The organism is Vibrio wakamikoensis (genome assembly GCF_050337275.1).
Classification (GTDB): Bacteria; Pseudomonadota; Gammaproteobacteria; order Enterobacterales; family Vibrionaceae; genus Vibrio; species Vibrio chaetopteri.
Genome location: NZ_JAKJST010000021.1, coordinates 169,319 through 190,964, shown reverse-complemented (window position 1 = coordinate 190,964; position 21,646 = coordinate 169,319). Strand labels below are relative to the sequence as shown.

General features: G+C 45.7%; 20 protein-coding genes and 1 pseudogene. 11 read left to right on the top strand and 10 right to left on the bottom strand.

Translation table 11 applies throughout. From position 1 onward, the window contains the following. Nucleotides 1-258, top strand: a pseudogene (locus L4C42_RS13105) (IS4 family transposase); the annotation flags it as partial. Between the two features lie 67 nt (nucleotides 259-325). Here L4C42_RS13105 and L4C42_RS13100 read toward each other — a convergent pair. Both L4C42_RS13100 and L4C42_RS13095 read right to left on the bottom strand, forming a co-directional pair. Beyond that, a complete protein-coding gene (locus L4C42_RS13100) occupies nucleotides 326-2,074 on the bottom strand; it encodes a formate--tetrahydrofolate ligase (RefSeq protein ID WP_418642934.1) in 1,749 nt (582 codons plus the stop codon). 165 nt (nucleotides 2,075-2,239) lie between these two features. Next, a complete protein-coding gene (locus L4C42_RS13095) occupies nucleotides 2,240-3,547 on the bottom strand; it encodes an inosine/guanosine kinase (protein ID WP_353500206.1) in 1,308 nt (435 codons plus the stop codon). A 208-nt stretch (nucleotides 3,548-3,755) separates the two neighbouring features. Here L4C42_RS13095 and L4C42_RS13090 point away from each other — a divergent pair, with 208 nt between their 5' ends. Then, on the top strand, nucleotides 3,756-4,703 hold the full coding sequence (locus tag L4C42_RS13090) for a sensor domain-containing diguanylate cyclase (RefSeq protein ID WP_353499406.1): 948 nt from the start codon (nucleotides 3,756-3,758) through the stop codon (nucleotides 4,701-4,703). 41 nt (nucleotides 4,704-4,744) lie between these two features. Here L4C42_RS13090 and L4C42_RS13085 read toward each other — a convergent pair whose 3' ends face one another. Further along, on the bottom strand, nucleotides 4,745-5,221 hold the full coding sequence (locus L4C42_RS13085) for a CreA family protein (RefSeq protein WP_353499405.1): 477 nt from the start codon (nucleotides 5,219-5,221) through the stop codon (nucleotides 4,745-4,747). A gap of 72 nt (nucleotides 5,222-5,293) precedes the next feature. Here L4C42_RS13085 and L4C42_RS13080 point away from each other — a divergent pair, with 72 nt between their 5' ends. Both L4C42_RS13080 and L4C42_RS13075 read left to right on the top strand, forming a co-directional pair. Continuing rightward, complete coding sequence (locus tag L4C42_RS13080; RefSeq protein ID WP_353499404.1) at nucleotides 5,294-5,794, top strand: hypothetical protein; 501 nt, start codon at nucleotides 5,294-5,296, stop codon at nucleotides 5,792-5,794. 125 nt (nucleotides 5,795-5,919) lie between these two features. Further along, nucleotides 5,920-6,570 carry an HAD-IA family hydrolase gene (locus L4C42_RS13075; RefSeq protein ID WP_353499403.1) on the top strand — a complete coding sequence of 217 codons (651 nt, stop codon included), beginning with the start codon at nucleotides 5,920-5,922 and terminating at the stop codon, nucleotides 6,568-6,570. A gap of 481 nt (nucleotides 6,571-7,051) precedes the next feature. On the opposite strand, the gene L4C42_RS13070 is transcribed toward L4C42_RS13075, so the two are convergent. Both L4C42_RS13070 and L4C42_RS13065 read right to left on the bottom strand, forming a co-directional pair. Further along, the gene (locus L4C42_RS13070) at nucleotides 7,052-8,488 is read right to left on the bottom strand and encodes a methyl-accepting chemotaxis protein (RefSeq protein WP_429760773.1); all 1,437 of its coding nucleotides are present in this window, start codon (nucleotides 8,486-8,488) and stop codon (nucleotides 7,052-7,054) included. A 145-nt stretch (nucleotides 8,489-8,633) separates the two neighbouring features. Then, entirely contained in the window at nucleotides 8,634-9,869 is a 1,236-nt protein-coding gene (locus L4C42_RS13065) for an aromatic amino acid transport family protein (protein WP_353499401.1), read from the bottom strand. A 499-nt stretch (nucleotides 9,870-10,368) separates the two neighbouring features. Between L4C42_RS13065 and L4C42_RS13060 the strand changes: the two genes are divergently transcribed. Further along, a complete protein-coding gene (locus L4C42_RS13060) occupies nucleotides 10,369-11,307 on the top strand; it encodes an endonuclease/exonuclease/phosphatase family protein (RefSeq protein ID WP_418642936.1) in 939 nt (312 codons plus the stop codon). An 83-nt stretch (nucleotides 11,308-11,390) separates the two neighbouring features. Here L4C42_RS13060 and L4C42_RS13055 read toward each other — a convergent pair whose 3' ends face one another. The 4 genes from L4C42_RS13055 to L4C42_RS13040 form a co-directional block, all read right to left on the bottom strand. Then, nucleotides 11,391-11,957 (bottom strand): PhnA domain-containing protein, encoded by a 567-nt coding sequence (locus tag L4C42_RS13055; protein ID WP_042495704.1) that lies wholly within the window; start codon nucleotides 11,955-11,957, stop codon nucleotides 11,391-11,393. A gap of 178 nt (nucleotides 11,958-12,135) precedes the next feature. Next, a complete protein-coding gene (locus L4C42_RS13050; RefSeq protein ID WP_429760770.1) occupies nucleotides 12,136-14,541 on the bottom strand; it encodes a VolA/Pla-1 family phospholipase in 2,406 nt (801 codons plus the stop codon). Between the two features lie 22 nt (nucleotides 14,542-14,563). Then, complete coding sequence (locus L4C42_RS13045) at nucleotides 14,564-15,814, bottom strand: outer membrane protein transport protein (protein WP_353499397.1); 1,251 nt, start codon at nucleotides 15,812-15,814, stop codon at nucleotides 14,564-14,566. 235 nt (nucleotides 15,815-16,049) lie between these two features. Beyond that, nucleotides 16,050-16,838 (bottom strand): M48 family metallopeptidase, encoded by a 789-nt coding sequence (locus L4C42_RS13040; RefSeq protein ID WP_353499396.1) that lies wholly within the window; start codon nucleotides 16,836-16,838, stop codon nucleotides 16,050-16,052. A 95-nt stretch (nucleotides 16,839-16,933) separates the two neighbouring features. On the opposite strand from L4C42_RS13040, the gene L4C42_RS13035 reads away from it, so the two are divergent. The 5 genes from L4C42_RS13035 to cutA all read left to right on the top strand — a co-directional run bounded on the left by L4C42_RS13035 (nucleotide 16,934) and on the right by cutA (nucleotide 19,986). After that, a complete protein-coding gene (locus L4C42_RS13035; RefSeq protein ID WP_042495708.1) occupies nucleotides 16,934-17,365 on the top strand; it encodes a hotdog fold thioesterase in 432 nt (143 codons plus the stop codon). Further along, nucleotides 17,365-17,598, top strand: a complete 234-nt coding sequence (locus L4C42_RS13030; protein WP_353499395.1) for a DUF3389 family protein — start codon at nucleotides 17,365-17,367, stop codon at nucleotides 17,596-17,598. Before L4C42_RS13035 ends, L4C42_RS13030 begins: the two co-directional genes overlap by 1 nt. Nucleotides 17,599-17,661: 63 nt before the next feature. Next, nucleotides 17,662-19,401 (top strand): SgrR family transcriptional regulator, encoded by a 1,740-nt coding sequence (locus tag L4C42_RS13025; protein ID WP_353499394.1) that lies wholly within the window; start codon nucleotides 17,662-17,664, stop codon nucleotides 19,399-19,401. A gap of 2 nt (nucleotides 19,402-19,403) precedes the next feature. Then, nucleotides 19,404-19,655, top strand: a complete 252-nt coding sequence (locus L4C42_RS13020; RefSeq protein ID WP_353499393.1) for a hypothetical protein — start codon at nucleotides 19,404-19,406, stop codon at nucleotides 19,653-19,655. Nucleotides 19,656-19,665: 10 nt separating this feature from the next. After that, entirely contained in the window at nucleotides 19,666-19,986 is a 321-nt protein-coding gene (gene cutA / locus L4C42_RS13015; protein ID WP_112462632.1) for a divalent-cation tolerance protein CutA, read from the top strand. Here cutA and L4C42_RS13010 read toward each other — a convergent pair. Then, a complete protein-coding gene (locus tag L4C42_RS13010; protein WP_418642937.1) occupies nucleotides 19,976-20,584 on the bottom strand; it encodes a DUF2238 domain-containing protein in 609 nt (202 codons plus the stop codon). The two genes, cutA and L4C42_RS13010, sit on opposite strands and share 11 nt — an antisense overlap. 198 nt (nucleotides 20,585-20,782) lie before the next feature. On the opposite strand from L4C42_RS13010, the gene L4C42_RS13005 reads away from it, so the two are divergent. Further along, nucleotides 20,783-21,622, top strand: a complete 840-nt coding sequence (locus L4C42_RS13005; RefSeq protein ID WP_418642938.1) for an isopenicillin N synthase family dioxygenase — start codon at nucleotides 20,783-20,785, stop codon at nucleotides 21,620-21,622. Nucleotides 21,623-21,646 lie beyond the last annotated feature (24 nt).

Sequence of the window (21,646 nt, the reverse complement as noted above, 5' to 3'; positions counted from 1 at the left end):
TTCTTAATGTGCCAAATGGCCTACGACCAAAACAAGGTAATGCCTTACCAGATAGGCTTTAAACAAGCTTCGTTGTTCTTAATAGGACAGTTACAACTCCTTCCTGCCGTCGCACCTGGAAGAATCCCGGAGGTGATGAACTATATCCTAGATATGGCTGAGAGTTTTACGTTGCCAGAAAGGCGAGATAGGAGCTATCCAAGAGCGGTAAAAAGAAGGCCCAGTCGCTATGCGACTAGGCCTTCTAAAAGGTGTTAGCTTCTTAACTTACAAGCATTACGGATAATCCGTCGCTTTTTGGTATCTTACTCTTAATAGTCTGGCGTTAACTCAATCCAACAATATTGCCATCGTCATCAAGATCTAGGCTCATAAAGGCGGGTTTGTCAGGCAGACCCGGCATGGTCATTACATTGCCACACAGAGCGTAAACAAAACCTGCACCAGCGCATAGTCGCAACTCGCGAATCACGACATCAAAGCCGGTTGGCGCGCCTTTTACACTGCCATCGGTCGTGATAGATAGGGGGGTCTTCGCTAAGCAGACGGCAAGATTGTCAAAGCCGTGTTTCTTGTAAATCTCAAGCTGCTGCTGAGCTTGGTAAGATAGAGTGACACGTGCTGCGCCGTAGCCGACTTCACACACTGTCATTAACTTTTCTTCAATGGATTGCTCTGCGGTATATAGTGGCTTGAAGTTCGCCTCTGTTTCGCAGGCTTCAATTACTTTTTCAGCCAGAGCAACCGTTCCTTCACCGCCTTTAGCAAAACCTTCACTGATCGCTACGCGACAATTGCTGTCGAGCGCTTCTACCCATTGTTTCAATAGCTCTAGCTCTTGCTTGCTGTCTTGTGGGAAACGGTTGATTGCCACGACAGCTGGAACACCATATTTAGCAACGTTGTTGATGTGCCATTTCAGGTTTTCAAAACCAGCTTCAAGCGCAGCGCTGTCCTCACCATAAATGCTATCTGGGATTGGCGTACCCGGCTTAAGGTCATATAAGCCTGAATTAGCTTTTAGACCGCGTAGAGTCGCGACAATCACGGCACAATCTGGTTTTTTATCAGTCGCTGACGCTTTGATGTTACAAGCTTTCTCAAATCCCATGTCAGAGCCAAAACCGCCTTCTGTAACGGTGTAGTCGCTTAGCTTTGTGGCGATGCTGTCAGCAATAATTGAGGAGTTACCATGGGCAATGTTTGCAAATGGTCCAGCGTGGATAAGCGTTGGGACACCTTCCAGTGTTTGCATCAGAGTTGGTTCAATCGCCTCTTTCATGCTCACGGCCATAGCACCCGCGACTTGTAAGTCTTCTGTCGTGATTGGCGTGCCGTCGATAGAGTAGGCGACAACAATCTTGCCGATGCGCGCACGCAAATCTTTTAAACCTTTAGCTAGTGCTAAGATAGCCATCAGTTCCGATGCCGCCGAAATATCAAAACCATCTTGGCGCTCGTAGCCGTTGATGGTCTTGTTGATTTCGTTTTGACCAACCGTAACCATACGCAGCGCACGGTCGTTGTGGTCTACAACGCGTTTCCAAACCACATTTTTGCTATCTATCTTTAGTGCTTTTAAGCCAGTGCGGGTTTCAAATGCTTCAAAACCTTGACGCTGCTCGTGATAGATACGCGCATCGATAGCGGCGGCCGCTAAATTGTGCGCCGCCGTGACTGCGTGAATGTCACCGGTTAAGTGAAGGTTTAGCTCTTCCATTGGGGCAACTTGCGAATAGCCTCCGCCAGCAGCACCACCTTTAACACCGAAAATGGGTCCCATAGAAGGTTGGCGGATACAAGCCATCACCGACTTGTCGAGCTTTTTTAGACCCTGAGACAAACCGATAGTTGTCACGGTTTTGCCTTCGCCAAGAGGAGTAGGGGTAATTGCTGTAACAACGATTAGCTTGCCATCACGGTTGTCTTTGAGGCGAAAGACCGCGTCCAAAGTGATTTTAGCTTTGTGATAACCTTGCGGATGATATTCATGCTCGAGCAAGCCTGCTTGCTTGGCAATGTCAGAAATAGCGGAGAGTGACGTCGTACGACAGATATCGATATCGGAAAGCATTAACGGTCCTTAAAAGCCACAAAATTATTGAGGAAAACGTTTGCGTCAGGATAATACTGGTTAAATATGCTTTGTAAAGCTAAATATTCAGCGGCCTGAACTAATATTAACCAGCTGTTCAATAGCTGTATAATTTAGAAACAAAAAAAGGGCCGAAGCCCTTTTTTAACGATCCCAGTAAGCTTCTTCCAGGCTGTCTTCTCTTTCTGGAAGAGCGCGTGTTAGGCGAGGAGAATGCTGGGTGAGTACTTCGTAGCTTACGCGGTTCGCGTATTTACAAATTTGTGAAAGCGACGAGTACGTTAAACATGGTGCAACGTGCTTGTCTGAGTCTGATACGTTCTTGCTGTGGAATGAGTTAGCCGTCATATCATGTAGTAATGCAGAAAGAGCGCCATCACCAGCACCATTGGTGTTTTTGATCTCCAATGGACCACCCAGATAAGGGCCAATATGCGAGTACACTTTTTGCGGATCGGCACAATCTTGCTTGCGCATAGCTCGGCTGAACTCAAATTGGTTGAAATCGCTGAAGTGCTCAGATGATAGCAAATCATGGGTGGTTTCACGTAGAGTCACGTTGTCACAGTAACCAGCCATGTACAAGCCGTTAGGGCCTGCAGTACACAATACCAAGTCAACCCAGTCTAGCGCTTTATCTGCCGCTTTTAGTGGTTCGGCAAAGCCGGTCAATGCTTCACCTTCTTCTTCGTTCATCGCCAGAATAGTGACGTTTTCTTGAATATAGTCTTGCCAGAATTTCTCGTTGCCTTCGATTACCCATTTAGTACCAAGTGTGAGCACGACTGGCACTGACTTCTGCTTGGCGAGTTCAACCGCACGAGCAACTGCTTGTGGCATTGGGTCTTCGGGTTTACCACGCATCAAGTAAGAAGATACGACTAGTGCAGACGCTTTATTGAACACTGATTCAGGGATACTTTCTGGACGTAGCTGATTCATTTCGCCTTCGTTAATTGCGAAGGTGCGCTCGCCGTCATCGGTGATCAAGGTATAGCAACGACCAATAGGACCATCGACAGTTTGCAAGTGGTTAAGGTTCATTCTTGAAGAAGTACGGCAAAGGTAACGGTAGCCGTAAGAACCTACTTGGATATTTTTTGACATGACACCAAGCAGCACAGACTTACTGTCAGCGAGAACTGAATAGTTGTGTAGAGTGTTGCCAATCGTGTCACCCGGGAATTGGTGAGTGATCAGTTCTTTCTCGACTAGTTCGGCGTAAAGAGCGTCCGCTTTGCTCTCTTCTAGGACTAGCGAGTGTCCCTTACTCAAGTCGTATTTCGCTAAGAAGTCGTCATCAACACGTGCTTCGATATCAACGATGGTTTGACCGACACCAACAATCGTTGGGCGATACAGTTTTGGCGCTGACTGCGCCTGACTGACCGATAGATCTTTCTTGCTGGTAGGGAAATAGTGTTTTGACTTACGTTGTCCAGGAAATTTCATAATAAAGGCTAGCGGCTCAAAATTTGGCGGCATGATATCACAAGAAGTTTATTTGTGTTTCATGAAATTGCATTGAATGTGTGAGTTGCTTCAGTTTTGGGGCGCGTGCTATCTAGGTCAGCGGTCACAAACTGAACCGATTGCCGTACGGAAAGTGTGTCAATATGCAATACTGTTCATTGTTAGGGTAAGGTTGAGGGCGCAGGTTATGGACATGAAGAATCTGACAGTCGACGAAATTAGAGCGGTATTAAGTCGCTTAGATTGCTATTTTTTTGTCAAAGACCAACATGCACGCTACACCTACGTTAACGACGCAGTATCGCGTTTATTTGGTAAACCTGCCGAAGAGATTGTTGGTGGTGACGACGCCCAGTTTTTTGATCTCCAACAGTGCCATGATCTTATTCAACACGACAGAAAAGTGCTCGAGGGACAATCGCTGTCACAAGTTGAAAAAAGCACGGATATTCATGGTGAGACGCATCATTATCAAATCCTCAAAACACCGATTTATGATTACGAAGGCAATGTGGCGGGAATTTTTGGCTTGGCTATCGACATTACAGAGTCGATCGCCAAGCGAGATGAATATGAATACTTAGCCATTCGAGATGTTCTGACTGGCGTTTACAATCGCCGTTACTTAGAGTTGCAATTGAAGCGAGAAATTGCCGCTCACGTTCGCCATAACAGGCCACTCTCATACGTCATGCTCGATGTCGACAATTTTAAACACATCAATGACAGCTATGGTCACAGCATTGGCGACTATGTTCTTAAAAATGTTGCCAAGCTAATGGAGTCATCGGTACGCGAAGAAGACTATTGTTTCCGTTTCGGCGGTGATGAGTTCGCTTTGTTGTTACCCCTCACATCGTTACTTGCTGCATATAGGGTGGCGGAGAGAATTCGTGTCAGCATTGCCGAGCATGAATTTGTTTCTTCAGAAGGTCAAAAGTTTACCATCAATATTAGTCTTGGGGTTTCTCAGCTTACTGATGGGAATACGGGGTTACTTGTCGCCCAAGCGGATGGTGCGTTAATGACGGTGAAACGTGAAAGGGAAGGAAAAAACATGACGTTGGTCTATTGTGACAAACAAGGCCACATTACCGAGTGTGATCGATGTAAGTTGAAGCGAACCTGTCACTAAAAAGTCAGCTCTAAAGAAAAGAGCTGACTTTATGTCGAAGACTACTGTTGAACGTCTACCGGAGATTCTACGTAGGCTTTAGTTCCCCACAAAGGAACGGTCGACAAGCTATGTTTAAAGCTGCCTGATGTTTCTTTGGTTGAGTATGACAGATACATCAGGGTTTGGTTGTCCGAATCGTAAATCCTACGAACCTTCATGCTCTTGAAAAAGATACTTTTGGATTTCTTGAAAACCACTTCGCCGGATTTAGATTTGTCTATTTGAGCGATCATCTCAGGCGTGATTTCACCTGTTTGGCGGCATGAGATAGAACTGTCACTTGGATCAGCTAGACTCAAATCTGCCTCGATGCTCGCTACGTGGCAGGTTACGCCAGTGATTATCGGGTCATCAAGAGTGTTGAGTTTAATATCTTTTAATGTGAACATACCGAGCGATACATCTCCCACCTCTTTGTCACCACAACCCGATAAGGCCAACGTGATAAGCGGGACCAGCAAAAGCTTTTTAAGCATAAAGGATTCCTTTTTAAATTAGGCTTTTGTATACCATAACTAAGGTTACCCGAAAAATCGAATAGGATTAATATGAAAGATATAGCCACACGCCTCCACAACGAAAAGAATCAATGGCTGGCTAGCCAAGTAGAAGGTGGGTATCCAACCAAAGAGAGCCTCAAAGGTCGCGATCTTTATCTCGGCGCTATTACTAGCTGTTACTTGGAGCCGTTTGAAGCCCCAAGTGACTCAATAACGAACATTGAGTGGCATTTGGTCGACTTCCATCGGCTAACCATCATGTTCTCACTGTTGCACTCGAAACGTTGGGCAAATGATGAGCACCAGCAACTCATTGTAGAATTTCTTACGCAGATCATCGTTGAGCCTAGTCACGCGCTGTACGTTGGTTTTGAGCATGGTGAGGTCGCGGCGGCAGCTATGGTATCGATGGAAGGAGATACGGTGTTGATTTCAGATATCACAACTTCAGGCGTATGGAACGAGGTGAATGTAGCCTCTACCGTGGCTTCTCTAATACAAAGTGCGCAGATTGCAACTAATTCACAGGTTTGGTTAGAAAAACGGTGATCAATCACTGAGTTTCGAATTTTGCTTTCTTCAAATATCTAAACTTTCGAATCCATCGCCTTCTGAGTCGCTGAAGTGTATTAATATTCAACGAAAATTAAGTGTAAAAGGTCGTTGAACACATAATGGCGAGTATTAAGTGTGTATTGTTTGATTGTGATGGAACCTTGGTTGATAGCGAGCGTTTGTGCTGTGTTGCAATAGTAGAAACGTTCGCGCAAGTTGGGGTGACACTTAGGTTAGACGCCGTCATGGATAACTTTGTTGGCGGAAAGATAGCAGACGTATTAACGTCCGCTCAAGAACTGGTGGGGAGCCACGTATCACTCGATCTGTTAGAGCCTATCTATCGCGAGCAAACTCAACGTCTGTTTGAAGAGCAGTTAAGACCAATGGAAGGAGCCGTTGAGCTCCTCGATTTCTTGGATCAATCCGGTATCGAATATTGTGTGGTGACAAATAGTCCTACCCACAAAGCCAAAAAGATGTTGGTGACAGTGGGATTGGAGCAGCGCTTTAATAATCGTGTGATTTCAGCGTTTGACGCTAATAGCTGGAAGCCAGAGCCAGACTTACTTCAATATGCAGTGACTATGATGGGCTTTCTGCCTGACGAATGCTTGTACATCGATGACACGGCCAAAGGCGTTAAGATGGGTGTTGCCGCTGGGATTCAAACCATCCACTTTGCGTTGTCCTGTGATTACCAACAAAATTCTAGTACTTGCCTCACCTCGATGAGTGAAGTAATCAAACACATCGAGAAGGCAGAGTAGTAACAGCAGTGAAACGTTAGTGCATCAGGTGGATATGTTTGATGCGTGGAACATGATTTTGAAAATGCGTGCTCTGGTATACCACGAGACTATGATGAGAAAATTGGCGGGTAAAGTAGCCACAATCTGCGCATATAAATGTTTCTGCATCTTCAGATAATAGTCCTTCATCAGACCCACACACTGGACATAGACCCAGAGGTTGATGCGAAGGTTTGGTTTTATTCATAAAACCCCTCTTGTTGTGGAGGATAGGCTTGTTTTTATGATTGTAATACTCTTCAGTGCAACTCACTTACATTACCCGCGAATTGAACTAGGTAATGCGACTTATATCACTAATATTAGTGAATGACTCGAAGTCATTATTCGTATCAATGCGCGTGCATAAAAAAATAGACCAGGTGAACTGGTCTATTTTGCATTATGGCTAAACATTCTTTTGACTAAAACGCTCTAGTTGTTTAAGAGCGTTTTTTTGTTAAGTGCGATAGCGAGTCAATACTTCGCTCAGCGCCTTCGTTGCTTTCGATAGGTTCGCGACGCCAATTTCACTGTTTTCCGCAACTTCACGAATTGTTGCTGATTGGGTACGAATATCGCTAAGCTCTGTGGCAATTTCTGATGCTACGCTGCTTTGCTCAGCAGCAGACGTCGAGATTTGGGTACTCATGTCCATGACGGCACGTGAAGAGTCAGCAATTGAGTTTACGTCGCCGCCAATGTCACCGATGAGACTGCTACTAGACTGAGCTTGCTCAACAGTTTGTTGGGTGATTTCGGCAATGTTTTGACTTTCTGACTGCAGCTTTTCAATCATAGCTTGAATCTCCACAGTGGCAGCCTGAGTACGACTTGCCAAGGTGCGAACTTCATCTGCTACCACGGCAAACCCGCGGCCTTGTTCGCCAGCACGTGCCGCTTCGATTGCGGCGTTAAGTGCGAGTAGGTTAGTTTGCTCTGAAATCGCATTGATCGTGGTGATCACTTCATTGATTTGCGTCGTGTTGTCGGTTAACGCTGCAACAGAGTGCGATGCTTCTTCGATGTAGGCAGACAGTTGGTTAATATCTGCAATAGCTTGCTGTACACGTTGATAACTTTGCTCAACTTGTTTGCTATCTTCTTCCGCCTGTTGGTTTGATTGCAAAGAGATGTTAGACACTTCTTGCGCAGAAGCCGTCATCTCCTCCATTGCCGTTGCGACAGAATCCAATGAAGCATATTGATTGTTGATTTGGCTGTTACTGCGTGCCATTTCTTCATGAAAAGAAGAGGCTGTTTCCTCTAGGCTAGTCGCGGAGTTTTTAACCGTGGTAACAAGCTCAGTCAACGTATCCATTGCTTGGTCTAGGGCGACACCGATAGTACCAAACTCATCACGTCCAGCGACAAAGTTAAGACGGGAAGTTAGGTCACCATCTGCGATTTTGTTTACCGTTGTATATAGCGTGTAAAGAGCACCGCCAAGGAAAGTCGCAAGCCAGTAGCTGAAAATGCCAAATGGAATCACCCATAGGTAGGTTAGCGCCAAGCTAGTTAGTGCGTCAGATTTCGCTTGCTCAAGTTGACTGTTCATTGAAATGCTAAGCGAGTAGTTTTTGCCATCGCTGCCTTTCGCGCTAGCAGAAACAGTACCATTATTGATGCCTGTGGACTGAGAATATCCTTCTGTCACGCCCATTTTGTTAGGTAAAGTCATATCACCCGCAGCATGTGCCATGTCGAGATAAGCATTGAGGCTTGCTTCGACCTGACTAATAGCTTGAGATTCAGAACTGGTTACTGCGTCTTGATAGCGAGCGACGGACGAGTAGGTGAGTGCGGCAAAAAACAGTGCAAACACAATCCATACTTTGTCGTTGATCGACAACTTAATAAAAAACGCATCGATTTTTCTAAATTGTACTTCTCTCATGGGCGGCTCCGTGAGTGATATTGTTATTATTGAATTGAATAGACATGAAAAAGCCCCTGAGGGGCTTAATTAATGGGTATGATATCGACTTTTTATGAAAAAACTTTATAGCTATACATCATTGCTGTGATGATGATCACTAAAACTAGCCGAGACTTGGGAGTACATGAAAGCTTACAAGTAATTGAGCGATAACGATAACCAGGCCTACACTCATTGCGACATATAGCGCAATTTGTCCACCACCGGTTTGATAGTGGGTCGTAGATTGAGCCTGGTCTAACTTAGCCTTACGAGTTTTCGCTACCATCACGGTTGGTAGAAATATCGCCAGAATAGCTAGGGCGATTGCCGCGTATCCCAACGCCATAATAAAGCCTTGTGGGTAGAACAGGGCAAAACATAAAGGTGGCAAGAAGGTAATCAGCGCCGCTAAAGCACGATGAGCAAATGTGCTGTCAGTTGATGTCTCTGTTGATGCTTTACGGCCGAGATCTCGCAAGTATTCAAACAAGCCCAAACTCACACCTAAAAACGAAGTCACTAAGGCTAGGTCTGCGAATACACCAATAATCGTCGCCAATCGCTCTACATGAACGGTGCTTGAAAGTAGCAAAATCAAGTTAGATAAGCCGCTATTTTCAACCAAGGTTTGTTGTTGAACAACGCCTAGCGTCACTAATTGCCAAAAGACGTAAATGATCAAAGGAAGGCTCGAGCCGATAATAATCGCTTTACGAAGCGAAGCGGTATCACCCTTAAGGTAGTTAACAATCGCCGGAATACTGCCGTGGAAACCAAATGAGGTAAAGACCACTGGGATAGCTGCAACAATCAATCCTTGCTGGAGTGGAAGGCTGGTTAAGTAACCTTGTGTCACATTCGGTGCTAGCAAGAAAAGCACGCTGCCCATGGCAATCAGTTTGATGGTGAACAAGACTCGATTAAGTTTGTCCACCGCATGGGTACCAACGGTGACGGTTAATGCGACGATCAACGTAAACACAACGGTTGCTGTGGTTGATGATAACGATAGACCAAATACCATCTCTAAGCGTTCAGCAAATTGACCGCCTCCTCCTGCAATGTATGCCGCACACAATGCATAAAACAAAAACAGCATAGCGAAGCTGGCAATGTACTTGCCTTTCTTGCCAAGGATCTGTTTTGCAAGCGTATGTAATGTCGCCGAATGGTCTGCATATTGGTGTAGCTCAACCATTAGCAGTGCGGTATAGGCCATAAGCGCCCATAGACTAACCATTAATAGCAGAGAGGTACCAAAGCCGATGCCGGCAGAGGCAATGGGAAGGGCAAGCATACCTGCACCTATCGTGGTGCCGGCGATGATCAGAGTGCTTCCGAGAACTTTTGATTGCATTGTATATAATTCTTTACGCATTGATGGTGATTAGCGATATGTAAGCCAATTAAGCCAGCTTTATAGACGCTAATTCTGATAATCGTGCGATTATGCAGTGCTAAAAGCTAACGATCAAGCACTTTGTACGATAATGTTTATAAGTGTGTAAAATTAAATTTACACTCAGGTATTGGAGCACGAAGCAATCGTTTAACGATGACTTTGCTCAAGGAAATGGTATGAGTGAGTTGGGTTTCTTGTTAATGTCTTATAGCGTTACTACATTGTCATATAGACATGATTAAGGAATATGAGCATGGAAAAAGACATCAACGAACACGAGCTAGAGTGGCTAGATGCGATTGAAATTGGTCTGCTGTTGTCTGAGTTTGATGTGAACGAGCAAAGCGAAGAGCAATAGTCCTGTATAAATAGTGGTAAGAAAAAGCGGTGAATAATCCCACTAGCGACTATCCTAATGAAATGGAAGGGATTATCGGCGTAGTGAGGAGCGAGTATGGTACGAGTGTTTACGCTGTTGGCCATTCTTCTACCGTTAATTCTTACCGTTTACCTAAGATTTTTCCAACCTTCCTGGCAGCTTGAGAACCTTGCTGCTTTCTTATCTTTATTACCCATTTATTTTGGTCTGTTGGCGCTGATATTTTTAGTAATGCGCCATTGGCTGCTGTCTGCTGGGCTCTTGTTTACGGTACTAGTCTCTACGATCGGAATGAGCAGCACATCCTTCAACCAGAGCGCTTGCGTCACTAGTCGCTTGTCAGTTCTGCAATACAATGTGTTTTTTGATAATCCATCGTTAGCGTCGCTGATCGACTATGTGAGCAAGGCTCAGCCAGACATGGTTGTGCTTCAAGAAGTTTCGCCAAGTCATGGGCAGGCGCTAGAAGCGTTGTTTAGTGCTTATCCCTATTACTATGGTGGTCAGAGCCGGGTTGGTTACCCTAGTGGGCAAATGGTATTGAGTAAGACACCACTTTACGGCATGACAACACATCGAACGGCTGCTGGTCACGCTTTCATTAGTCTTGTTTGGCAAACTCGATTTGAGCGAGATGTTATGGTGATAGCGGCTCACCCACCGTCGCCAAGAAACCAGAAGCACTGGAACGAAAGAAATGACATGCTGGCAGAGATAGAGTCACTAGCGCTTCGCTCACCGTTAGCATTCAATTTAGTCGTAGGGGATTTTAACCTCGCGAGTACAACTCGGCGTTTCGACAAATTTTTACCTCTGTTTCGCACTACACCCATTCACAGCTGGCCTGTGTTTCTTAAGCGCTGGCAGCTGCAAAGCTACCCAATAGTTGCGATAGACCACTTATGGGTAAGTAATGAACATAGTAATGAGTCACCGATATGTCGAAGAGAGCGAGTGATGGAAATCACGGGTTCGGATCACGCAGCGGTTATGACGGTTTTGAATGTTGAGTAGAACGTGAATTTAAGAGTGTAAAAAAGCGACCATTAAGGTCGCTTTTTTTGATCAAGATGTTTGTTGACATCAGGATAGTTCGATTACTTCTTGCGGCAGTACTCAGCAATAACATACATTGCTTGACCGTTAGCTTTACCTTGAACGTGCTTTGGATCGTCAGGGTTAACGCTGATACCGCGAATCACAGTACCTTGTTTGATCACTTGAGAAGAACCTTTGATCGGTAGATCTTTGATTACCGTTACGTCGTCACCTTTTTTAAGTTCAACGCCGTTCACGTCACGTGGCTTCTCTTGGTTCTCATCAAGACCAAGCTCAGCCCATTTTGCTACTTCTTCGTCCATGTACATCATGTCGACGAGATCTTGAGCCCAGCCTTCAGCTGAAAGACGTTTAAGTTGGCGCCATGCCATAACTTGAACTGGAGCTACCTGGCTCCACATGCTGTCGTTTAGGCAACGCCAGTGATTCACGTCCATCGTCTCTGGGTTTTCAATCTGGCTTTTACATGTGTCGCAAAGCATAATCGCGTGATCAACCGTGATTTGTGTATGAGGGGCAACAGCGAATGGCGTGAGAGCCGTTTCGGCAGCACAAAGTTCACATTTGTTTTCGCAGCGTTCAAGCATGGTTGCTTCAGTAGACATACATATACCTTATTTTGATATCACCAGCAGCCAGCAAGCTGATGGTTAAGATGATGTGGTACTTTATTTTAGTATCACTGGATTGATAGCCGCGCATTATACATGGTTTTACGAAAAAGTGTGATCTTGGGCATAAAAAAGCACGGTCGAAACCGTGCTTTTGTCTTCAGATTGACTTTTACTCTAGAACACCCGTGTTAGTAACATCTGTTTGATTGAATTCTACAAAATAATTCACTTGCGCTTGCATCTCCTTGTGGTGATTTTCATCAGTATCACCTTGTTGAATAACATACGTAGAGTGGCGGCCATCAGCATCAAACTTAACAAAAGGTTTTTGTTTGGTACCAGTACCGTCAACTGCTTTCAGTGGAGTGAGAGAAAGCGCTGCTGCTAATGATTCAGTGCCAGCCAGCGGTGACCTTAATGCATACTTAGTTGGAGGAGTTTCGTTTGGACCAAGTACATTATTTGGTACTGTTGAATCGCCCAATACTTGTGCCATATAAACCGGCGTATTACTTGTATTTAGTACACTCGCATGGTTTATAGGGTCTGCTGTATCTAATACTGTTTGTGCTGCAAAACTAAATTGTGATGTCGCATTAATTAGTGTTAGATAGTTAGCGGCATTGTCATTCTCGTAGGCAATGAGACACAGTTGTTCATATCCCAGAGTTCCTGGCGTGCCACAATTTGTCTCCGCAAATGCGGCGTAACCGTCCACCCCTCCGAGGGCGACGTTATGTGTGACCACTGGACCAAAAGCACCGGAACCAAGCAATAAGTTAGCGATTTGTCCCCCCGCATTCACAAATGATGAGTTCTTAAATGTGAACAAAACATCAACGGGTGATTCAAGTTTTGTGTTTGATTGAGCAACCGCAGGAACACCTAATATTCCGCCTAGTGAATGACCAATAAAGCTAGGTGGATTTGTTACTAAATCAACGCCCTCGAGAGCTGTACCTGCGAATGAGTTGGTACCTAACGCCAAACGAAGTGTGATGAGATCCAGCATGGACTGGCGGATATTGTCACGCGCTACAGGAAGGACGGACAAGTTCATATAAGCTAATACATTCGCATTTGCTGAGCGTTGCTCGTCTAAGCTGCGATCACCGTGGATTGGTGCGTCAATAGCGATTACCGCATAATCGTTAGCGACCAAATTGTTGGCGAAGAAATAACTGTTCTCTTTGGCGGAAGTGATTCCGTGTTGATAGATAACTAGCCCCTTCATTGTTTTGTCGGTGGGCGTGAAGAGTAGGTAATTCACTTCTTCGATCGACTTAATCACAGGTACTGGCGCATATTGTGTGACTAAACGATCGGTGTCGTACTGAGACCCATTCAGTTTAGTAAATGTGTAGCCAATGATGTCTTGAAGCTTCGACGCGGGATCTGCGAAAAACTCAGAAGGGTTGATGCCGTATCCAACTAACTGCTCGGAGAAGTTATTGAGCTCAGCTTCATCGGTTACTGCATCATTGATGATCGCTAAACTCGTTGAACCTGATTCAAACGGTTGTGTATTCCAATTAGCGCCTGTTTCTAGGTAGTACGGTAGGTTAACGGTTCCTCGGCTGACTGTAACTGTATTGGGAGCGGTTAGATTATATAGGCCAATCAGCTGGTCACGCTCAGTGGTTGAGGCGATGTACTTTGTGAAGTTGGCATCGCTTGCCAGTACAGCCGCATAATCAGAGCCTGCTCCAAAGGTCATTTGACCAATCGTATCTACCGCTGCTTCGTTCGGGTTTGCTCCTTCTTTCCAAATCGTTGCATAGCTGTAATCACTTCCTTGCGCCAAAGCCATCATACCTTTGGTTGCCGCAAGCGTTGCTCCAACAGACTGGGTACTAAACCAAGCTGAATATACAATGCTCTCAGCGCTGACAGGGCTTCCAGCCAATGCCGTCGCGCCTTCAACTAACGCCTCAACGCCATAGGTAAGCTGTTGAGGTGCGACTAAGTCACCTGATTCGTAAGGGCGTGATTTTGATTTCAATGAGGCATAGCTCTGGGACATACCCACTTTTTCGCCATCAGTATCCAAGAGTGAGTCATTGACCGCGACGAGGTATTCAGCGGCGGGCTCTAATGGTTTAGTCGGGGTAATCACAAGGTTACCACCAGATACACTCACAAAATAATCGGTAGGGAATACCAGGACCTTCTCCGGTGCTGGGTTACCGGTCATTTTATCTGAGATCTTAACAAGACTTACCGATGCGGCTGCAGTCGCGTCATCCAATTGTCCGGAAAAAGGAATAAGAAAGCTTGCGGTTGTCGACCAACCATCTATTTGCCCCATCGCTGCGAGCGGGTTCGACAATGCACTGTCATCGGTTGGTAGTTCGATAGTTCCGTCTACGGCATTGAAAAGTAGGTTATTTGGAACCGGTACGGTGGCGTTAGCACCGTTTAAGATAAACTCAAGCTTAGTTGGTTGAGCGAGGGACGTAGTAATAAACGACTCATAAGTCGGCAGTGTAGGTTCACCACTTTGTGTGGCTTCGCCGCCACAACCAGAAAGCATAAGAACGCCAGACAGTGCAGTCGCGAGAATTGTTTTTTTCATTATTGAATCCTTTCTCTGGCCATTAATTGAATACATAGTTAACTTGGAGCGCACCAATAGCGGCAGATGATGAGGCATCGAACGTTAGCACTTCACCAGCGGCGTTCTCTTCGGTGAACGAACCTGATTTACCTTGGATGTAGGTGATACCAGCATCAAATGATAGATTGGGGTTCCACTGATAAGTAAACCCTGCGGAATACCAATAGCGGTCGGTATCTGGGATGCTTAATGTGGTTTTACCTGCTTGTTGATCAAGAGCGAAGCCTGCTCGAATTGTCCAGTCCTGATTTAGGTAATGGGTAAAGCCAAGTGAGTAACGATCGTTGTCGTCGTAGTCTTCCTTCTTATAGAAACACTGCCCAGCAGTTCCATCGTTACAATCGGGTGAAGTTGCTTTTAGCTCAGTAAAGCTGCTCCATTCGGTTCTAAACCAGCTGTAGTGAAGCGCCCATTTCTCTGCGAATTTGTGATAACCCGATAGCTCCCAAATCGATGGCAAGGTGACGTCTAAACGTCCATCAACTGTCGGTTTGGTCGCAATACCAGAATCGTAGCTCGAGAACTCACCATCTTTGAACTCTAGGTCTACTGCAGAGCGGTAGGTCAGTGCAAGGCGATTGTTTTCGTTAATTTCGTATAGAGCGCCTACGTTCCAACCGTAACCAAATGTATCGCCTTTAAGACCGATAAGGTTGTCACTTGGATTACCTCCGCCAAACGCTGGAGCTAGACCGCCTTTATGACGGGTGAGTTCAGCCTCGGCGTGAGTCAGGTTCACCCCTGCACCCACAGAAAATGATTCGTTAATACGATAGGCGATATTCGGGTTAAGACTGACGGTAATAAGAGAGGTGTCACCCGCGAGATCGCCAGCGTAAATGCCATCTGGATAGTCAGTCGCAACGCCGTAGTTGGTAAATAAACCAAGTCCCCACGCCCAATTATCATTAATAGGGCTGATGTAATAAGCACCTGGCACTAGTTGGGTCGGAGCAACATCTTTAGATGTTTGATTAATAGGGGAGGTTTGTGTCACGTCAACCTGCGGATCCACCACTGAAATGGCACCGGAGAACTGTGCGGTATCAAACAAGGTCATTGCAGCAGGGTTACGAGCTAAAACACTCGCATTATCGGCAACGGCACCTTCACCAGAAAAGGCGCGCCCTAGACCGGATGCGGAGTGTTCGTTTGCCTGAAATCCAGCAGCAAAGACGGTGGGAGCAGCAACAGCGAGCGCTATTGGTGTCAGCAGCATTCTTCTTTTCATTTAGTCGTCCTTTCATAAATGTAGGGGATCTGATCTGTCGCATCTTTGAGTGACTAATTAGTGCGACTTGTCAGACCTGTTGTTAACTATATGTAACAGTTACGTAAATTAAAAGAAGAAATGCTCAAAAATGATACAGTCATTGTCTATGAGGCTGGTTGCATTTTAAAAAAGGGGGAAGGATTCACAAAAAGAGACAAGTGCCGGGTAAAGAATACCCGGCGAAAATCAGCGTTTAGGCCTTTTTACAGGTAGGGTGTGAAATGTCGTATGCAGGGAGTTGATCCGCTTTGGCCTTCAAATCTGAAATGCGCGTATCGTGAGATGGGTGAGTAGAGAGAAGCTCCGGTGGTTGGTTTCCTCCAGATGCTTTCGCCATGTTTTTCCACAGCTCAACACTTTGAAATGGGTCGAAGCCGCTTTTCGCCATAAGCTCTAGACCAACGATATCGGCTTCTGACTCCTGAGTACGGCCATATGGTAAAATCACGCCATATTGAACACCTACGCCAAGTGCTGCCATTGTGACGTCTTTATATTGGGAGCCGCCAAGCGCTACGCTTGTTACTTGAAGGCCAGCGTTCGCGAGCTGAGATTGTGATAAACGTTCGTTGCTGTGATCAGCTAATACGTGAGCGACTTCGTGGCCAATGACGGTTGCTAATTGGTCTTGATTTACCGCAACATCCAATAACCCAGTATAAACGCCAATTTTACCACCGGGCAGAGCAAACGCATTCACTTGCTCAGAGTCGAACACGACCACTTCCCATTGAGAAAAGTCCGGTTGCGGTGGGACATGATCCGTGATGGCTTTCGCTACACATTGCACGTATTCATTGACTCGCTTGTTGTTACTGATTTTTAGCTCTTTCTTCATCTGCTCGAATGATTGAGCTCCGAGGTCGCTCATTTGAGCGTCTGAGAAAAGTATAATCTGGCTACGTCCAGTTGGAGACGACGAACAAGCTGCAATAGCGACGGTTACGGCAGCGCTGCAGCACACCTTTGTCCAACGTTTCATGGTGAAGACTCCCTTGTCCTTGTGAGATGTTTGCCTTTCTGGGTAACTGAAGGCATCATTCCTATCATTCAATCAGCTAAGTATAGGATTTATCGATGAGTATTTGGAAGAAGAATATCTCTTTAGAGGCGCTTAATCGCACATCTAAGAATACGCTTATGGAGCATCTTCAAATCGAATACACGGACTTTAGCGACAATACCTTGTCGGCAACCATGCCAGTGTGCAGCTTTACTCATCAACCTTTAGGTATGTTGCATGGTGGGGCGTCGGTGGTACTGGCAGAGACGCTTGGTTCTTTGGCGGCCAATTTTTGCGTCGACGATGACCATTATTGTGTTGGTCTGGACATCAATGCCAACCATATTAGAGCGATGCGATCTGGGTTTGTCATTGGTACCGCTAAACCCATGCACCTTGGTGTTTCTACGCAGGTTTGGCAAATAGATATTACCGATGAAAAGCAACGTTTAGTGTGTACCAGTCGCCTGACGATTGCAGTGAAAAAGAATAAAAAGGGCAAGTAATGGTTATCGATATTTCCTCGGGCAAGGTGATTGTTACCCCGCATGAAGTCGTGGTTCGCTATCAAGTTGGTCAAATCACTTTGCAGTCTCAAGTCGATGCACTGCAGCTGATTTTGCCTGCCTGTATCCTGTCTGCAAACGGTGCAGAATGTAAATGGTCAATCAAACTGGACGATGAATCTCAGGTAAAGGCCATTTCTGAGGCATGTAGCATCGAGATCATGCGCGTGTAACTTGCTAATTATGTTTATAAAGAGGAAACTTAATGGCAAAAGCATTAATGGAATTTCCTCTTTATGGGCAGCCCTCGTCTTCGAAAGCAATTCGAAATCTTGTTTGAACACTTTTCTGGTGAAAATGCTGATACTCAGCTTGATGACGTCACTGGTATTTTGTTTTGCACCCGCCGTAATGCTCGAATTGTCTTAAACAAACTGGAAGAAGAGGGGTGGATCGAGTGGCATCCTGCTGCCGGGCGCGGCAAACTCTCAAAACTGATTTTTAAACAAAATCGTAATGATGTGAGTGAAACACTGGCGCGTCGTTATTTGGAAGAAGGCCGCATTGGTCACGCGCTAAACGTTCTTGATAAAGATGCCAATCGTCTATCAAGCGTGATCCAAAGTTACCTGGGCGTATCTCAAGCGGATGGTAAGCAGGTCATTCGCTTGCCGTATTATCGTCCGTTATCCATGCTTAACCCGAAAAAACCGATGCGCCGATCAGAAATTCATATCGCACGTCAGGTGTTTAGCGGCCTTACCAAGTTTGATGAAAACGATGAGCTCCAGCCAGACTTAGCGCATCACTGGCAGCAAGTCAGTAAGACGGATTGGCGATTCTACATTCGTCCGGGCGTGCGGTTTCACAATGGGGAACTGCTTAAGCTCGAACATATTATCTGCAGTATTGAGTCCCTTAAATCCGCCAATTTGTTCCAGCATTTAAGCCAGGTAGTATCACCTTCACCTTGGGTGATCGATGTCAGCTTCACTCAGCCAGATCATCGCGCGCCTCAGTTGTTTGCTGAAAATATGGCGAAGATTTTGCCGCCAGAGTCAATGCGAGGCGAGGACTTCGACCGATACCCCATCGGTACTGGGCCTTATTCCGTCACTACCAACAACGACAAGCGCCTTATCTTAACGGCTTTTGATGGCTATTTTGGCTATCGACCGTTACTTGATACAGTTGAAGTATGGGTGATTGATGAAGTCCATTCGACCATGGTTTTCCCAAGTCTTGCTGACCCAATCGCTGGCGCTCGTTCTGATATTCAAGATGGCATCGATCTCGACCCTGGTTGCACTTACTTGTTGTTAAATCGAGTTTCTGGTGTGGCGAAACACGATAGGTGGGCGCGCTATTTAACCAAGCGATTGAACTCGTTAGCTATTTTTCAAAAACTGCCAGAAGATACGATTAAAGAGCTGGGTATGATCCCCGCTCATGGTATGAAGCCGGGCTGGTATCATCAACCAATAGACATTCCAGCAGACGATGGTGATGTCAAAGTTACCGACATAAACCTCACAGCAGATGAGTTTGATGGCGAGATCCGCATCGCTTATTATGCTGAGCATCCCACGTTCCCAGAAATCTCGGTAGCTATTGACGCCTTATTAAAGAAGGATGGAATACGCGCAAAATTTATTCGCTATGGAGTCGATGCTCCAGACATTCATGATGTTGATATTTGGATTCGTCCAATGGGTATTGCCAGCAATCGAGAAGATGCCCTTGCAGGTTGGTTGCTGGATTACAGTGATATTGAGAAAATGGCCAAGCCTGAGGAATTTGCTGGTTGGCGTGCGCTTGTGACCGGGTGGTTAAGTCAAGCCGACACTAAGTTCCCAGCACAAGAAATTGGTAAGCAACTGGTACAGCATGCTCAAGTGATACCTCTGTTCCATTGCTGGCTGGGCATTAGTAAAGATCATTGTGGTAGCTTGCAAAACGCAAAATGTAACGCGCTTGGTTGGTTTGATTTTAGTAAAGTATGGGTGAAGCCAGACAACCAAGAGGTGTCTGAGTAGCCATGGCGAAACCGAATAAAAAGCTACCCACCAAATCGGTAGATATTTTCTGTGCCAAATGTGGCTGCAAATTGTATCGCTACAGAAAGGGTGGCAAAGGTTCCTTGGTAAAGTGTTTTCGAGAGCGCATTACCGAAGACTATACGACAGCCGTCGGTGTGTGCCCAGAATGCAACACTATTTTCGGTAGAGAAATGCTGATACGAGGAGCGCCATCGATCAAAATGATTGGTGGCAAAGTACGGATGAAATAGGAAGGATTTGATGAAATCAAACGCTATTACGGTGCTGACAACAGTAGGGTCTAAGCAGCAAGCAGACCGCTTGATCAAAGTTTTGCTGGAATCGCGTCTCGCGGCCTGTATCCAAACCCAACAGATTGAAAGTAACTATGTTTGGGATGGAAAATTGTGCTGTGATGAAGAAGTGCTGTTGATTATCAAATCCACCAACGAGGCTTATTCAAAGCTAGAACGAACCATTGTGGCTAATCATGATTACGAAGTACCACAAGTGGTCGCCCTGCCGATTGAGGCAGGCTATCGACCTTACCTCAATTGGCTCAAACAGCACGTTAATCCCTAGTTGGCGAGGTAAGCCAAAACAGGCTTAATGCTGTTATCGCTCCGAGCGTGTCGCACAGCATATCTTTTTGTGCGTCCCAAATATCCCCTTGCGAGCCCAAAAAGGCAATTCCTTCATCGCCGCCAGCGAGCGCGGCGTACCACCATTCAATGATCTCATACGCCGCCGCTAAGCTCATGATAGCGAAGAGGGCAAACATCATGGCAGGCAGTTTGTTCATAACGCGAGTGCGGTAGACATATTCGGCAACGGGAAAGGCATAGAGGCCAATGGAAAAGTGGGCGACACGATCAAAGTTGTTACGCTCCGAGCCAATCAACTGATTGAACCAATCAAACGGTACTTCCGCAAAGGTGTACTTAGCGCCAATGGTGTGTAATGACAGCCAAATGAACATCAATAGGTAAGCCAGTTTAGAGAATTGAAACTTTCTTGAAACCAACCAAATACAGACAAGAATGCCAACCGCAGGAATGATTTCGGCGACCCACACTGCCCGTGAACTCGGCGCGATTGCGGAAAACAGAAACACTAAGCAGTAGAGTCCGCTAAGTAAGGTAAGGCTAGTACAAAAACGGGTCGAGCTTTGATAATTCATGCGTTAACTTATCTATACAGAATGGAGTAAGCTTAGTATAGGTATAATAAAACGCTGTTCAATTACTAATTGTGTTTAATTGGCGATCAAGTGCACAAAAGAGTAACTCGATGACAAACTGTGACATGAGAATCTTTGTAAAAGGTCGCACTTTTTTTTAACATCGGCGTTGCACTATAACGATAAGAAAGTAAAGTCATGAAATTAGAAACCGTCGATTATCAAGCGGCAGATGCCGCAGAGAAGTTTGTCACATCGCTACGCGAAACAGGGTTTGGCGTGCTTAAAAACCATCCAATTCCCCAGCAGCTTGTGGAGTCTATTTACGAAAACTGGTATCAGTTTTTTATGTCGGAGAAGAAAAACGACTACCAATTTAATGTAGAAACTCAAGATGGCTACTTTCCGCCGACTGTGTCGGAAGTAGCAAAAGGCCACAGTGTCAAAGACATTAAAGAGTACTTCCACGTATACCCTTGGGGTCAGATCCCACCAGAGTTGCGTGCTCAAATTCTTGAGTACTATGATAAAGCGAACAGCTTTGCCAAAGAGTTGCTGGGCTGGGTAGAGGCGCATGCGCCAGTGGAAGTGCAGGAAAAGTTCTCTATTGCACTGTCAGAAATGATCAATGGCAGTGGGAAGACGCTTCTTCGCGTATTGCATTACCCACCAATGACAGGGGAAGAAGAGCCAGGGGCTATCCGCGCGGCTGCCCATGAAGATATAAACCTTCTTACCGTACTGCCTGCAGCTAACGAGCCAGGACTTCAAGTGCTAAGCAAAGAGGGTGAATGGTTAGACGTCCCTTGCGATTTTGGTAATCTTATTATCAATATCGGCGATATGCTTCAAGAAGCGAGCGGTGGGTATTTTCCTTCTACCACACACCGTGTAATCAATCCGTCGGGAGAAAAACAGGAAACATCACGTATTTCGCTGCCACTTTTTTTGCATCCTAAACCGGAAGTAGTGCTTTCAGAAAAATACACGGCGAACAGCTATCTTATGGAACGCTTGCGTGAGCTGGGTGTGATTTAACTTAAGTTTTACACTTCGATAGGT

What these genes read in the sequence shown, in the direction of transcription:
- L4C42_RS13035 (WP_042495708.1), top strand. Translation starts at nt 16,934, where the DNA reads ATGAGTATTTGGAAGAAGAATATCTCTTTAGAGGCGCTTAATCGCACA.
- L4C42_RS13005 (WP_418642938.1), top strand. Translation starts at nt 20,783, where the DNA reads ATGAAATTAGAAACCGTCGATTATCAAGCGGCAGATGCCGCAGAGAAG.
- L4C42_RS13025 (WP_353499394.1), top strand. Translation starts at nt 17,662, where the DNA reads ATGGGCAGCCCTCGTCTTCGAAAGCAATTCGAAATCTTGTTTGAACAC.
- L4C42_RS13020 (WP_353499393.1), top strand. Translation starts at nt 19,404, where the DNA reads ATGGCGAAACCGAATAAAAAGCTACCCACCAAATCGGTAGATATTTTC.
- L4C42_RS13075 (WP_353499403.1), top strand. Translation starts at nt 5,920, where the DNA reads ATGGCGAGTATTAAGTGTGTATTGTTTGATTGTGATGGAACCTTGGTT.
- L4C42_RS13095 (WP_353500206.1), bottom strand. Translation starts at nt 3,547, where the DNA reads ATGAAATTTCCTGGACAACGTAAGTCAAAACACTATTTCCCTACCAGC.
- L4C42_RS13040 (WP_353499396.1), bottom strand. Translation starts at nt 16,838, where the DNA reads ATGAAACGTTGGACAAAGGTGTGCTGCAGCGCTGCCGTAACCGTCGCT.
- cutA (WP_112462632.1), top strand. Translation starts at nt 19,666, where the DNA reads ATGAAATCAAACGCTATTACGGTGCTGACAACAGTAGGGTCTAAGCAG.
- L4C42_RS13070 (WP_429760773.1), bottom strand. Translation starts at nt 8,488, where the DNA reads ATGAGAGAAGTACAATTTAGAAAAATCGATGCGTTTTTTATTAAGTTG.
- L4C42_RS13045 (WP_353499397.1), bottom strand. Translation starts at nt 15,814, where the DNA reads ATGAAAAGAAGAATGCTGCTGACACCAATAGCGCTCGCTGTTGCTGCT.
- L4C42_RS13100 (WP_418642934.1), bottom strand. Translation starts at nt 2,074, where the DNA reads ATGCTTTCCGATATCGATATCTGTCGTACGACGTCACTCTCCGCTATT.
- L4C42_RS13085 (WP_353499405.1), bottom strand. Translation starts at nt 5,221, where the DNA reads ATGCTTAAAAAGCTTTTGCTGGTCCCGCTTATCACGTTGGCCTTATCG.
- L4C42_RS13030 (WP_353499395.1), top strand. Translation starts at nt 17,365, where the DNA reads ATGGTTATCGATATTTCCTCGGGCAAGGTGATTGTTACCCCGCATGAA.
- L4C42_RS13065 (WP_353499401.1), bottom strand. Translation starts at nt 9,869, where the DNA reads ATGCAATCAAAAGTTCTCGGAAGCACTCTGATCATCGCCGGCACCACG.
- L4C42_RS13060 (WP_418642936.1), top strand. Translation starts at nt 10,369, where the DNA reads ATGGTACGAGTGTTTACGCTGTTGGCCATTCTTCTACCGTTAATTCTT.
- L4C42_RS13090 (WP_353499406.1), top strand. Translation starts at nt 3,756, where the DNA reads ATGGACATGAAGAATCTGACAGTCGACGAAATTAGAGCGGTATTAAGT.
- L4C42_RS13080 (WP_353499404.1), top strand. Translation starts at nt 5,294, where the DNA reads ATGAAAGATATAGCCACACGCCTCCACAACGAAAAGAATCAATGGCTG.
- L4C42_RS13055 (WP_042495704.1), bottom strand. Translation starts at nt 11,957, where the DNA reads ATGTCTACTGAAGCAACCATGCTTGAACGCTGCGAAAACAAATGTGAA.
- L4C42_RS13010 (WP_418642937.1), bottom strand. Translation starts at nt 20,584, where the DNA reads ATGAATTATCAAAGCTCGACCCGTTTTTGTACTAGCCTTACCTTACTT.
- L4C42_RS13050 (WP_429760770.1), bottom strand. Translation starts at nt 14,541, where the DNA reads ATGAAAAAAACAATTCTCGCGACTGCACTGTCTGGCGTTCTTATGCTT.